Origin of the sequence: Bartonella fuyuanensis (genome assembly GCF_014197255.1) — a bacterium.
Taxonomy (GTDB): Bacteria; Pseudomonadota; Alphaproteobacteria; order Rhizobiales; family Rhizobiaceae; genus Bartonella; species Bartonella fuyuanensis.
The window spans coordinates 1-14,446 of record NZ_JACIFE010000006.1 but is presented as its reverse complement, the minus strand read 5'-3'; the positions used below and the strand labels follow the sequence as shown (position 1 = coordinate 14,446).

The window sequence follows — 14,446 nt, the reverse complement described above, 5'->3', positions numbered from 1 at the left end:
AAGGAATCTTTATGAAACCTATCCCTCATCCCATCCTTGCAAAAAATCTTTCTACTTTACACACCCATGGGATAAAACATGGATTTTTTACACGCCAAGATGATGTTGCAAAAAACATTTATCATAGCTTTAACGTTGGAAAAAATTCAGATAATCAACCTAGACATAATAGACAAAATCATCTTTTGATCGCTAATTATTTTTCTATTAAGGTACAAAATTTAGTCACAGTCAATCAAATACACTCCTGTAACGTTATCGTAGCTCATCAAGCAACTATCGGTGTACCTCCTAAAGCTGATGCTCTTGTTACAACTACACCAGGACTCGTTCTTGGAGTTCTTACAGCAGATTGCGGCCCCATTCTCTTTGCCGATCCACAAGCCGGTGTCATCGCTGCTACTCATGCTGGATGGCGAGGAAGCTTAAATGGAATTATCGAAAAAACCATTGCTGTTATGGAAAAAAAAGGAGCCAAAAGACAATCAATAACAGCAGCTCTTGGTCCTTGTATTGGTCCATGCCACTACGAAGTGACAAGTGAATTTTACAACCAATTTATTGAGCACCATAGCAAATTTCAAAAATATTTTTTAAAAACAGAAAAAGTCAATCACTTTTGCTTTAATCTATGGGCATTTATTATAAACCAACTAAAAGAATCAGGTGTCAATGCTTCTTGTGTAGAGCTTTGTACCTATCACAATGAACAATATTTTTTTTCTTATCGTCGTGCACTACACCGCAACGAATCCGATCATGGACGGCAAATTTCTGCTATTATGTTGAAATAAACATTTTTCCCTTACAAAAAGATCAAAACTACAAACAAAACAACACCAATAAAATAAGTAAGCTCCTTTGTCCTCGCCTTTTTCATAAAAACTCTTATTGGTTTCACCAATTACAAAAACTGTAGCTTTAAGAAATAAAAATAACCCTTCTTTTTAACGCTTGTTTATAATAATAATTATTTAAATGTAAAATATCATTGAAGCTGTTCTCTCTATCAAGTAATGGCAGAAAAAAATAAATTGGATGATTAAAAATATCTTCATTACCTTCACGCTTTAGCGGTAAATATCTCTACAAGCAAAGACATATCGACTTAAAGAAACACCTAACAATACCAACAGAAGTAAAAAAATATTACGTGCATCATGAAAGTGCAAAAGAATACTCAAAATAAAGACTCTATAGCAGAAAAAAACACTTTTAAATTACGAAATAAAATTCATAATGTTATGAACTATCTCATTTTAAAATAAAAGAGCACACGCATTTAAATGGAACTTTATAAAAAACTCTTTAAGCAATCTTATTACTCAATGATCAAAACAGATGAAATAACACGCACCCAGTGCTATATACTACATAAGAATATAGAACAATCAAAATATTGTGTAAATAATTTTCTATGCACCCTATCAAAACCCACACTTTTGTACACAATTCATTTGACCATTTTTTTAAAAACAACTGCCATCTCTAAACAGAACACAAAAAGCAAATCACGATGCAAACATTATAACGCATATAAATATTCAAACGAAATGAAAAGCAACTATCATTCATAACAATTCATAAATTTTAAGGATACGTTTTTATCCTATATAAATTGCATATATTTAAAGAATGATATGGATTTTGCTCTTTTTGAGAGAAATTCTAAAAAGAATAATCGTTCGTAACTATCATAAAAATTATAAGTTTATTTCATAAAGATTGCATAAAAAGATTTAAAAAAATCGATTTAAAAACACTTACTAAAAATTTAGTAAACAATAAGCAGGAATTATATAAACCATATTATCATAATGGATATAAAAATCATAATATTATATCTTATGAAGTTAAAAGATTTTTAATAATATCATGCAAACAAGAAAAATGTTTTTAAAATTACAGTTTAAAAACACTACTTCCAAATAGATTGAATGATTTTACACACCCTAATTTGAAGAAAATTATTTTAAGATAAAGCTAACAAAATTCAAAACCGTTGTAACAGTACAACGACGTGATTCTAAAGATAATACCTCCCAAATTGGACTGGTTAATTTTACCAACTCAAAATTTAAGACGGCTCATTTACAAAAAGCTGCGTTTGAGTACAAAATGAAAAGACGCTTAATAAAAGCCTCTCTAAATAAATACTCAAACATTTGAATCAGAATCTATAAAAATATTTAAAGCCTGTATTTATAAGCAATATAAGCTTACTATCCTTTCATATGAGAGATTGTTCGACATGTTAAAACAACACATTTTTTACACAAGTAAGAATGATTAATATACGATCACCAACTTAAAAATTCTCTTCATGACTTTTATCTCTCTTTTTCCTAAAGAAAAAACATTTACTCCCAATGGCCTGTAAACAATCCGTCCTCTTAAGAGAATTTAAGCAACTAACCATTTCATGCGATTTACTTACATAAAGATAAATCGGAAAACCCTACTCTGAATATTACCCTACATTCTAAAAACACTTAATATATCAAATTTTATATACCTTCTATCACCAGACCTTAAATAGTTGTGTGATTAAATCTTACCTTAAATACTCTATTTAATCTTTTATACTTGATTGCTGCAAAAATAAAATCAATGAAATAGCATTATTGTATTTCCAAGGGGTATGAATTATCTCCTCGTAAAAAATAATATTCACAATATGATAGACAATTTGAAAAAAATTACATAAAAGGGATCATTGTTGTATTGGGAGATAGTATTGCTTCAGCTTCAGGTTCAACATGAATAGAAATGCGCACATTATTAAATTCTTTTTGAAGAATATCTTCAATTTTATCACAAATTTTATGTGCTTCCCATACTTCCATTGCAGCTGGCACTACTAAATGAAACTCGATAAAAATAATCCTACCAGCAACACGTGTACGTAAATCATGGACCTCAAGTGCACCATCTGCATTTCTAGAAATCAGCTCTCGAATCCGCATGGTTTCATTCAATTCAACGCCAACATCCATTAATCCTTGAATAGCATTCCTAATGAGTTTCCAGCCCTGTAAAAGAAGATTAACGGCAACGATTATCGCTAAAATTGGATCTAGAACTATCCATCCTCCTACAAAACCAGCAACCAAACCAATTAAAATTGCAAGTGATGTAAAAACATCAGTTATAAAATGCACTCCATCAGCTTTAAGAGCTGGTGAGCGATGGCGTTTTCCCTGCCAAATAAGAACCATTCCCCACATACAATTTATGACAGTTGCAACAAAATGAATAACAAGCCATATTCCAGGTTTCTGTAATAATTTAACGGTAGTAAGAGTTACCCATGCTTCTCTTAAAATAACAATTGCCGCAATAATAATGAGTACTCCTTCAAAAATCGCGGAAAAATATTCCGCTTTATGATGCCCAAAAGGATGATCATGATCCGCTGGCTTCATACTCACTTTAACAGCCCACCATGCTGCCAATGACGCAAGAATATTCACAACCGATTCCAATGCATCAGAATAAAGTGCAACAGAACTTGTGATATGATATGCCCAATATTTCAAAGCAAAAACAATACATGCAACAAAAATAGAATGTAAAGCTAAGCTTTGTATATCGATTTTTATATCCATGAACCCCATCCCTTTTTTCATGAAAGAAGGAAGAATATTTCCAACCATATAATGATATTTTTGGCAGATCACCACTATTTCCTCAATCCTACAGAATTACAGAAGCTTCATCCTACAATAAACGCCTAAAATCACTATTGTTTTCGCAAAACTGCTCAATTATACCCACAGCACCAATAAGATTGAAGAATACAAATAATAAACAAAGAACTCTCCAAAAGTAATTAAACAGATCACCTTCATTATCAACAATTTTCTGAACAACTTAAAGCCATCTAGGTTTCATAAACGAAGAATTTTTTTGCTCAAATGGATTATGAATTATTTTTCAGCCTTATAATATGTATCATAACTCAGAGCTATGCATTCCAGCACCTTAGAAAAAAATATCTTAGTACTCTGATATAATCCTACAGCTCAACTGGATTTTAAAATATGACTTGCTAAAAATTTAAAACAAAAAAGAAAAACAATCATTACCCCAAAAAAGAATCTGGGCATTGGGGACCCAGATTCTTTTCCCTTAAAAACTAAGGGCATGCAGAGCTTGGGAAATAGCGGGGACCCAAGACACTACACCCGATATAAAACAAAATATATCATTTTGCATCGGTATCCCTATACTATACCTATGGTTGTATGATGTCAATATAAATTCTATCATAAGTTTAAAATAATATTTTTTTACCTCTCTTTTTAAAAATAAAATAAATTCGAACAGCTAAAAATTGAAAAAAAACAATTAAAAATCTCGCATACATTTGAATATCACAATAATCAACGAAACGAATGCTCCACACCTAAAAACCTATCATAATATTCGTGAAAAAATCTTTTTGAAAATCACATCAATTTATTGCTAAAAACGAAGTAACATTACTCGCATTACTGCCTGCAAAAGAATTTTCCCCCTCACCATTCATTATAGCAAAATCTTCCTTAGGCCTTCTAACGATTTTGAAAAAAAACACAGCCTATATGTTCCATTTATTGCATTCCACAAAAAGTTATTGATAATCCTGCCGGTTTCCATATTCATCATCATATTCTCAGTATTAATAAATGAAAAACACCACCATCATTACAGAATTTTTTCCAAAGTTCTCCAGAAAAAACTTTGGTTTTGTTTTCACGCTGTATTTCGAATTATGACAATATAGAATCAATTCTGCGTAATGCAGTAGCCTTTGTTAGTGACAGCATTATTATCGACAAAACCCCATGCAAACTCTTTTATCTCAAATCAATCCAAGTTTCTCCAGTACTGCTCTAAAAGTGCCCTCTCTGCAAAACACTGATATAAATAATATTACAGCTGCTCTAAATGATAAAAACCTTCATCTTTATCCTTATTCCCTTTTCTGCCTCACACACTTTCAAGCAAGAAACCAAAATTTCAAGGATAACACGTATTTTGAAACAGAAGATGAAAGCTTACTACCCTATATACTACAACAATCAAAAGCCTTATGTATTCCCCTAACTGACAACTTTCACAAGCTTCAATGCTGCCACGGCTTCAAGTATTGCACTCACCCATTTTACCGACTTTAACTCCTAAAAATGATAGCTTTCTAAGTTGTAAAAAATATCCGAAGATGTGCGTTAACTACTCGTAAAAGCATTGTTAAGGAATATTTTGACATTTTTCTTATCAATGTTCTCCAAACCCAATCCTGCTTCTGAGGTGCACAAGATATGATTTTGATGGCTTTAATCCCAAAGCAATTTACACTTAGAAAATCTTACGGCAATTTCTCCTTCAAGTTGAAGGACGGAAATTATTATTATAAATCACTTAACTATTTTTATGAAGCCGTTGTTTTAAATTCAGAAGGAACAAACGCTTTTGTTTCGAGATTGCACAAAACGCGCTTCAACATCATCTCAGTATCAGCTGCACGTTCTGAATGGGTTACAAATCCTCCCCCAAGAATACGTGCCTCATGACCATTTCCATCATAAAGCACACAAGCTTGCCCTGGTGCCACGCCATTCTCACATTCTAATAGATCAACGGAAAAAATACCTTCTTTATAATGCAAGCGTGCAAGGTGAGGGGGGCGCGTAGAACGTACCTTTACAGCTACCTCAATACCTTGAGAAGGAAATTTATCCAACAGTTCATCACCAAGCCAATTTACATCACGTAAAAAAAGCTTATGCGTTTCCAACATTTCACGCGGCCCAACAATAACACGTGCATTTTCTACATCGAGATAAACCACATAAAGTGCTTCACCAGTTGACACTCCAATACCACGCCGTTGACCAACAGTATAATTAACAATTCCCGAATGTTTGCCTAAAATCTTTCCATCAATATGGACAATCTCGCCAGGATTAGCTGCTTCTGGACGTAATCTTGCAATAACATCTGAATACTTTCCTTGTGGAACAAAACAAATATCCTGACTATCATGCTTATTGGCAACCACAAAGCCCATCTCCGTTGCCATTTCACGAACACGCACTTTTGGAAGATCACCAAGTGGAAAACGCAAATAATCAATCTGTTCTTGTGTCGTTGCAAAGAGAAAATAACTCTGATCACGGTCATTATCCAGAGGACGAAAGAGTGCTCGATGCGCTCCATGGGAACGTGAACGAATATAATGCCCGGTTGCCAAAGCATCTGCCCCCAATTCACGTGCCGTTGCTAATAAATCCGAAAACTTTACCGTCTGATTGCACGCAATACATGGTACTGGTGTCTCTCCATGAACATAACTTTCTGCAAAAGGGTCGATAACGGCTTCACGAAAGCGCTTTTCATAATCAAGAACATAATGCGGGATTCCTAATGTCTCTGCAACACGGCGTGCATCCTCAATATCCTGTCCTGCACAACACGCTCCCACCCGATGCGTTGCAGCTCCATGATCATAAAGCTGCAACGTAATACCAATGACATTATACCCTTCCTTTTTCAAAAGACCTGCAACAACCGATGAATCAACCCCACCCGACATTGCAACAACAATGCGAGAATCCTTAGGTTGTCCCGGTAAATCAAGACTGTTTAAAAACATGTATTCATTCTCTATTTAATGCTCTGTTTAATAGGTACCTATATGTTATTAATATTCTGCTGCGTGCTCTTCACCACTTTTACACTATTGATTATTCTTTAATATTATTTTTTTACCCTTTCCACAACCATAGCATCACTTTCTTAAAAGTTACTGCAAACAAACAAAGAGTGATAGAAATAAGGCACAATGAAAATCGTTTGAGGAGAAATCCTTTTAGAAAAAAATTTTGCTCTTTTTAAAAATCTGATAAAATGTTGCAAGAAGCTCTTCAATACACTTTAAACTTTATGCTCAATCGCTTTATTAACTTTTTTCCTTCAGCGCGTTTAGTTCTTTTTTAAATTTCATGCTCTATAAACAAACCAAGTCCTTGACTAAAGGTAGAGGATACGAATGACCAATTTAATAAAAACACAAATGAAATATGTTATTGGACCAGATGGCAGTCCACTTACAATTGCCGATCTACCGCCACAAACAACAAAACGCTGGGTGATTCGTCGCAAAGCTGAAGTTGTTGCGGCTGTCAGAGGTGGATTGTTAAGTCTTGACGAAGCGTGTCAACGTTATACTTTAACGGTAGAAGAATTTCTTTCATGGCAAAGTTTGATCGATGAACACGGTTTAGCGGGATTACGTACAACCAAGACTCAACATTACAGGCATTAAACTGCTCGTGATTGTGATTCGATAACAGCTTAAAAATACCTTACAAAATAGCCAGACTTGATTTCTATACAAGTCTGGCTATTTTGTATTATTCCCATACAATAAATCTAAAAGAATGATCTTTCAATAATTTCTTTCATCATCCAGCCATTGAATTCGACTGCATCAAAATATCCTCATCCTCCTTAGAAATTTTCTTTTCTCGTGCTTCCAAAAGCTGAACCCGTCGCAATTCTATATTAGCTTCATGAAGCGCAATTTCAGCATTTGTTTTTTGAAGCTGTAAATCACAAATTGAATTAACCAGGTTATCACGTCTTTGCCGCGCTGCACGCGCAAAAGAAGAATAAGCAAAATGGTGAACATCATTATTTCCAGATTTACGTTCTTCATTAGTAATCTGCGCCTCCAGTTCTAACACCATTCGTTCAAATTCTGCGATCATTATCTCAAGCTGTGCAATTTCACGGCGCTTTCCACGCATTTGAAACATCCTTAATCGCACCATATTTTCCCGTGGCTTCATACTCACTACTCCATTGATTGCGGCAACTCAAAACACACATTCACACCCAATACATATTCGTTACAATACATATCTTTATCTCTTTAATTATAATCTCTTTAATATATGTCTATGCTGAAAAAAACAGTCTATTAACCCAAAACTATAATAATCCTGCCTTTCCTTAAAGCATCTACAAACACAACCTGCTTTAAAGAGCAACAACTATCACTTTAATTTTTCCCCCACTATAAAATGAAGAGGTTTAAAGCTCCGTAAACAAACACTGAAATTTTAAAAAAGTAATTTATAATGCTATTTTACAAGATTTTTTTAGGTTAAAGTTTATAAAAAAGCTCTTCATTTTTATTATGTTTAAAAATATGTAATTTTTCTAAAATAATTTTGTAGCCTCTTTCAAAAATAAAAATATTTTGTTAACCACTATTATGGATAGTGGGGAATTTAGTAGTGATTGTAACGCGTACTACTGAAATATGCATAAACGCTTTGTTATAAGTGTTTGATTTCATGAATTGTTTTTATAACAAAGATTTTACAAACTGTTATAAAATAGAAATGCTCCTTATGATTCGTAAAGGAGCGGAGTGAGGGATCTAAAATGCGCGTATTATTAATTGAAGATGATAAAGCAGTTACTCAAAGTATTGAGTTGATGCTAAAATCAGCCAATTTTAATGTTTATATCACCGATCTAGGTGAAGAAGGTATCGACTTAGGAAAACTCTATGATTATGATATCATTTTGCTTGATCTGAATCTCCCTGACATGTCAGGGTACGATGTCTTGCGGACTCTAAGATTGGCAAAAATAAAAACCCCTGTCCTTATCCTTTCCGGTATGAACGCCATTGAAGATAAAGTTCGTGGTTTTGGTTTTGGAGCAGACGACTATATGACGAAGCCTTTTCATAAAGATGAACTCATTGCGCGTATCCATGCAGTTGTTCGTCGTTCTAAAGGACATGCACAATCGGTGATTGTTACCGGTGATCTCACCGTTAATCTTGATGCAAAAACCGTCGAAGTTGCAGGTCGTCCTGTTCATTTAACCGGTAAAGAGTACCAAATGCTAGAACTTCTTTCTTTACGCAAAGGTACAACACTTACCAAGGAAATGTTTCTCAATCATCTCTACGGTGGAATGGATGAACCAGAACTAAAAATTATTGATGTTTTCATTTGCAAATTGCGGAAAAAATTGGAAGCAATTTCTTCTAATGTAAATTACATTGATACAGTTTGGGGACGTGGTTATGTATTGCGTGATCCAGTAGAAGAAAATGTACGAAAAACCGCTTAAGCAGTGACAATGCATATTCTAAAATCTCGGAGTGTAGCGGGCCGAGATTTTTTCTCTGTCAAAGTTAGAAAACTTGCACACAAGAAGATCTTGTATAGAAAGCGCTTAAAGTTTAAGAAAAATAACCACCGCCCTATTTACCAATATAGTCTTACTGCTTGTGAGTTTAATCAAAGCCACTTTTCTGCCCGACACAGCTTAAGCGCTTCTCTTCTATTTCAAAGTTTTTTTACACTTTCTAAAACAATACAACACTCTCTTTCCTCAATATTTATTTTCATCTCTGTCATTTTAGCAAGTAACATTGTATAGTAGTATTGAACGACATGTGCATCTATGAGCTCTTCTTGGCCTTTCCCATGATATAACGCAAGAAAATGAGGAGGAATACGAAGGCTTTTACCAAGAATCTCAAATCGAAAAGAACGTTTATTTTTCTCTTGCAGAATCATAACAATAATTTCACCACCACGAGAAACTGTTGCATTTGCAATCAATAACAAATTAAGCAAAAGTTTAATTTCATCTTTTTGTAACAAAAAAGAAGGAACCTGCCATTTTAAAGTTGCTTTTTCTTCCTTCATATATTGTTGAGCAACTTGTTCTACAACTTGTGTATCTATTTGTCCTCCATTTGCACTAGAAAAACCAAAAGCCAATCGCGAAAATTGTAAACGTGCAGCAGCACTCGCAACGGATAAACGTACCAATTGTAAAGCATCTTCTTCAGCTCCTCCTTCATCATAAAGCTCCATTGCATTTTGGATAGCCCCCACAGGTGAAATCAAATCATGGCAAATACGACTACAAAGTAAAGCAGCAAAATCCATAGGCTTCAAAAAAATATCTAACGTCATAATGATTGAAAACTCCTAGATTCAAAAAACAAACTTTATTTTAAAGAAAAACTCTTAACATCTGATGCATAATAGGAAACATTAATAATCATGAGAAAAAATTTAAACCATAAATTCAATAACTTAAATAACCTTAAATCTTATTTTTAATTTAAATAGAATAAAAATCCTAATATTATCTTTTTGTTTATCACTAAAGAAAAGGAGAAAACTCCATGACTCTCTCTCTTTTAAAATCTCGGTACAAAACTATTATATCTTTAATCTTCCTTTTATTCGTCACTATAAACACTGCCTATACTCAACGAAAACCAATAGAGCAAAACGAACCTCACTATTCACTCCAAGAAATCATTGATTCTGGTCATATTTTTTTTGGAAAAACAGCTAGCGGTTTGGCAGTTGCAATTCAGAATATTTTTTCAGAATATGGTTATCCTAATGCCTATATTTTAGGAGAAGAAGCTTCTGGTGCCTTTTTTGCTGGTTTAACCTATGGCGAGGGAAGAGTTTTTACCAAAAGCTACGGCCAGCATAAAGTTTTTTGGCAAGGTCCCTCAGTAGGATGGGATTTTGGCGGCCAAGGCTCTCGTTTAATGATCTTAATTTACAATCTTAACAGTATAAATAATTTATGGGGACGCTATGGCGGTATTTCAGGTTCGGCCTATTTTATTGCAGGTGTTGGTTTTCATGTCCTAAAATACCATGATACCTTGTTAATCCCAATACGTACAGGTATTGGCGCACGCCTTGGTATCAATATAGGATACTTAAAATTAACATCTAGACCAACATGGAATCCGTTTTAAATCTATTCTTATTTGAGAGGGAGGTATTATGCTTATTCAATCATTTCTTTTTTTTATTCTTGGAGTTGCCTTCACTTCTTGGTTACTAGTGCTTTTATCTCCTCTTATTTGGCGTAAAGCCGTTCATTTTGCATATAAAGATGTTTGTGCGCAACTTCCATTATCGCTCGCAGAAATAGAAGCAAATCATGATTTTCTTCGCGCACAACATGCTGTAGAATTAGCAAACAACCAGCAAAAATACGAATCTTTGCAAAACAAATACGCCCAACAGAAAATACAACTAAGCCGAATAACAGAACAATTTTATCAGCTATGCCTTCTCAGACAAGACACTCCCATAAAAGACGTGATAGTAACCAAGCAAGCTATCACCACACCCAATACCTACAAAGGAAAGAAAAATGATTCATAAAAAAATCGCACACTATCAACAGCATTTACAAAAAATCCAAACTCATGAATTTAACACTCTTTCTAACCAGCAATTACTGGAAGAACTACGTGAAGAAACAAAAGAACTCGCAGCAACACTCGCAGCTCATATAGCGCTACAAGAGGGTATCACATCACCCATCAACACACTCATCCAAAACTCCAAAAGCAAAAATGACCTAGCATCATGCATTCGCAAAAAAATAACTTTTCTCTCTAAAAACCTTCTTAAATAAGTGGTCTAAAAAAACAACTTAAACGAAAAATAAAATCAACAAAGGTTCATTGTAACGCTCATAACCTAAATATTTTTTATAAACGTGACTTTCTCGCTAAACTAAAAGACAAAATTCCCTAATCTACACAGTTTTGTCAAAAATCTATCTTCTTATCTAGCGGCTCCTCCTTGCTGATCATATCATAGTGTTAAAGGACAACATTTCATGAACCCTAGAAATAACATACTTAAAAATATTTGTTACACATTGTAACAAAAAATACCTTCTAAGATGAATCCTCAATGAGGCTTTTACATAAAAAACATTCTCTCAAGAACAATAAAAATCTTTTATTTTCTGAATAATCATATCCTGATCAGTTTGCGTCAAATAAGGATGCATAGGCAAACTTAAAACACAATCTCCTAAAGACTCTGAAACGGAAAGAGAATCTTTTACATAAGGAAAGTGTCGATAAGCTGGCTGTTGATGTAAAGGAGTTTTATAATAAACCATTGTAGGAATAGAATTTTTTTGTAAAAAATCTTTTAATTTATCACGTTTTTTCACCCTCAGTGTATATTGAGCATAAGCGCAACGAATATTTTCTCCTATTTCTGGAACTCTCACAATATCTCTTAAGTTATTGGAATAACGTTGAGCAACTTCCATACGCTTTTCCATTTCATCTTCAAAGATCACAAACTTTTCTAGTAAGATTGCAGCCTGAATGCTATCTAGGCGCGAATTCATACCAATACGGACATTGTCATATTGCGTTTCACCTTTACCATGAAACAAAATAGAACGTAAAAGTTCTGCCAAATGATCATCATTGGTCATCATAGCGCCTCCATCGCCATAACACCCTAATGGTTTTGCAGGATAAAAACTTGTGGCAGCCACATCACCAAAAGCACCACACATAGTATTACCGCTTCTTCCACCCATAGATTGAGCTGCATCTTCAATCAAAAAAAGTTTTTCCTTTGCAGCCACTTGAGCAATTTGCACATAATCAGCAGGAAGTCCAAACAAATCAACCGCAATAATAGCCTTTGGCTTTAAACGTCCCTCTTTTTTAACCATTTTGATTGTGTGCGAAAGTTTTTCAACATCCATATTGAATGTATCAAGTAAAACATCTACAAAAACCGGCTCTGCTCCCACCAAAGCAACCACTTCAGCCGTTGCAGAAAACGTAAAACTAGGACAAAACACAGCATCACCTGGACCAATATTTTTAGCCATAAGAGGCATCTTCAAGGCATCCGTTCCATTAGCACACGCAATCACATGTTTAACACCAAGATACTCTGCTAATTTCTCTTCAAATTCTGTTACTTTTGGCCCCAAAATATACTTACCACTGGCAACCACATGCGCAATTGCAGAATTAATTTTATCTTCAATACGCGCACGCTGCGCCCCAAGGTCGATGAATTGCATACTAACTCCATTGATCATTACAAGAGTGCAAAAACGCTACCTATCTCTTTTACTTATAATAGTTGACACCAGCAGCTGTTAAAATCCGTAAAACCGCAATAGCATCCTCACCATTTGTACGAGGTGATTGACGCGTTTCAATACAATGAAGAAAGTGCCGTAATTCGCAAGTAAGTGGCAAATCTTCACAAACATCAATATAATTCATCTCCTCCATGCTAAAAGCCCATTCTTGATTCTCTTTCCAAATGGAAAAATGGTGCATTGCCAATTTACGATTCCACGGCTCCATATCATCAAAAATGAGTATAGCCTTCGTACCAACAACGATTAAACGCCTTTCACGATAAGGACTAAGACGTGAAGTAAAAAGATGACTACGTACACCATTTGGAAAAATCATATGAACATGAGAAAAATCAGAGATTTGATCAACAACAGCAGCCCCTTTACCCTGAACTTCAATGGGTTCACATCCTGTCAACGCCAAAATCATTGAGATATCATGAGGAGCAAGATCCCATAAAGCATCACTGTGTGTGTGAAATTTCCCAAAGCCTAATCTATGAGAATAAATATATCGTACATCTCCCAATTCTCCCTTTTTAACCAATTCACACATTTTTTCAAAAACTGGGTGAAATCGTAAGATATGACCCACCATAAAAATCCGCCCATAGGCATCAGCCTCCTGAACCTGACGTTTAGCATCAGCAACATTTAGGGCTATTGGTTTTTCCACTAATACATCTTTCCCACTTTTAACAGCACAGAGCACATTTTGTGTATGAAATTGCGGCGGCAGCGCTAATATCAGTGCATCAATACCTTGATGAGCAAAAAGCTCTTTTGGTGTCATAACCTCTACACCATACATCGTTGCAAACCTGACAGCACGATCCCTATCAATATCAGAAACTGCTGCTAAAGCTTCAAGAGAGTGGAGTGTCTTTATATGATTTCCACCCCAATGACCACATCCTAAAACAGCTACACGTGGCACCATTTTCACGCCTTACCTTACTGTATCATATAAAATTACACTTACATATCGAGGATAAAATAGAATGACAAGAAAAAAGCTTAAAAACGATGCTTGACATCTTACTATTCTACCCCTTATACCCGCAAAAGATAAAATAATTTATGGTAATTTATGTGTTTTGGCGGAGTAGCTCAGTAGGTTAGAGCAGAGGAATCATAATCCTTGTGTCGGGGGTTCAAATCCCTCCTTCGCTACCAATTTTTCAAAGTTGTTGTAGCTTGCCACTAGTGTAGCTTGACGGCAGGTTTTGTATATTTTGCCACTAGGTTTTGTACCAATTTATTTTTTTTCAATGTAGCTTGACGGCAGGTTTTGTATATTTTGCCACTAGGTTTTGTACCAATTTATTTTTTTTCAAAGAGTTTTTAAGGGGTTCTCAAAGGGTCTTCAAAGGCCTTTCAAAGATCATTTAAAGCCTCTTTTTCTTTTCTGCTCAAAATCGCAATTTTTGATGATCAATCATTGAGTTGGAATCGTATTATTTGAGAA

General features: G+C 34.7%; 10 protein-coding genes, 1 tRNA gene and 1 pseudogene. 6 read left to right on the top strand and 6 right to left on the bottom strand.

What is annotated here, in order from left to right; translation table 11 throughout:
• The first annotated feature begins 11 nt into the window (after positions 1-11).
• Positions 12-794, top strand: a complete 783-nt coding sequence (pgeF, locus tag GGR08_RS03735; RefSeq protein WP_183194052.1) for a peptidoglycan editing factor PgeF — start codon at positions 12-14, stop codon at positions 792-794.
• A 1,905-nt stretch (positions 795-2,699) separates the two neighbouring features.
• Here the strand turns inward: pgeF and GGR08_RS03730 are convergent.
• Together GGR08_RS03730 and mnmA are read right to left on the bottom strand one after the other, a co-directional pair.
• Complete coding sequence (locus GGR08_RS03730) at positions 2,700-3,608, bottom strand: cation diffusion facilitator family transporter (protein WP_183194051.1); 909 nt, start codon at positions 3,606-3,608, stop codon at positions 2,700-2,702.
• Between the two features lie 1,808 nt (positions 3,609-5,416).
• On the bottom strand, positions 5,417-6,640 hold the full coding sequence (mnmA, locus tag GGR08_RS03725) for a tRNA 2-thiouridine(34) synthase MnmA (protein WP_183194050.1): 1,224 nt from the start codon (positions 6,638-6,640) through the stop codon (positions 5,417-5,419).
• A gap of 396 nt (positions 6,641-7,036) precedes the next feature.
• On the opposite strand from mnmA, the gene sciP reads away from it, so the two are divergent.
• Complete coding sequence (gene sciP, locus GGR08_RS03720) at positions 7,037-7,312, top strand: CtrA inhibitor SciP (RefSeq protein WP_183194049.1); 276 nt, start codon at positions 7,037-7,039, stop codon at positions 7,310-7,312.
• A 139-nt stretch (positions 7,313-7,451) separates the two neighbouring features.
• Here sciP and GGR08_RS03715 read toward each other — a convergent pair whose 3' ends face one another.
• On the bottom strand, positions 7,452-7,838 hold the full coding sequence (locus tag GGR08_RS03715) for a flagellar export protein FliJ (protein WP_183194048.1): 387 nt from the start codon (positions 7,836-7,838) through the stop codon (positions 7,452-7,454).
• 601 nt (positions 7,839-8,439) lie between these two features.
• On the opposite strand from GGR08_RS03715, the gene ctrA reads away from it, so the two are divergent.
• A complete protein-coding gene (gene ctrA / locus GGR08_RS03710; protein ID WP_183194047.1) occupies positions 8,440-9,141 on the top strand; it encodes a response regulator transcription factor CtrA in 702 nt (233 codons plus the stop codon).
• 218 nt (positions 9,142-9,359) lie between these two features.
• Here the strand turns inward: ctrA and chpT are convergent, their stop codons facing one another.
• The gene (chpT, locus tag GGR08_RS03705) at positions 9,360-9,998 is read right to left on the bottom strand and encodes a histidine phosphotransferase ChpT (RefSeq protein WP_183194046.1); all 639 of its coding nucleotides are present in this window, start codon (positions 9,996-9,998) and stop codon (positions 9,360-9,362) included.
• Positions 9,999-10,213: 215 nt separating this feature from the next.
• Here chpT and GGR08_RS03700 point away from each other — a divergent pair, with 215 nt between their 5' ends.
• Together GGR08_RS03700 and GGR08_RS08200 are read left to right on the top strand one after the other, a co-directional pair.
• Positions 10,214-10,810 carry a DUF1134 domain-containing protein gene (locus tag GGR08_RS03700; RefSeq protein WP_183194045.1) on the top strand — a complete coding sequence of 199 codons (597 nt, stop codon included), beginning with the start codon at positions 10,214-10,216 and terminating at the stop codon, positions 10,808-10,810.
• 28 nt (positions 10,811-10,838) lie between these two features.
• Positions 10,839-11,481: pseudogene (locus GGR08_RS08200) on the top strand (hypothetical protein).
• Positions 11,482-11,793: 312 nt separating this feature from the next.
• On the opposite strand, the gene GGR08_RS03685 reads toward GGR08_RS08200, so the two are convergent.
• Together GGR08_RS03685 and GGR08_RS03680 are read right to left on the bottom strand one after the other, a co-directional pair.
• Complete coding sequence (locus GGR08_RS03685; protein WP_183194042.1) at positions 11,794-12,912, bottom strand: DegT/DnrJ/EryC1/StrS family aminotransferase; 1,119 nt, start codon at positions 12,910-12,912, stop codon at positions 11,794-11,796.
• Positions 12,913-12,961: 49 nt separating this feature from the next.
• On the bottom strand, positions 12,962-13,918 hold the full coding sequence (locus GGR08_RS03680) for a Gfo/Idh/MocA family protein (RefSeq protein WP_183194041.1): 957 nt from the start codon (positions 13,916-13,918) through the stop codon (positions 12,962-12,964).
• A gap of 159 nt (positions 13,919-14,077) precedes the next feature.
• On the opposite strand from GGR08_RS03680, the gene GGR08_RS03675 reads away from it, so the two are divergent.
• Positions 14,078-14,154 (top strand) — tRNA-Met (locus tag GGR08_RS03675).
• Positions 14,155-14,446: the final 292 nt, after the last annotated feature.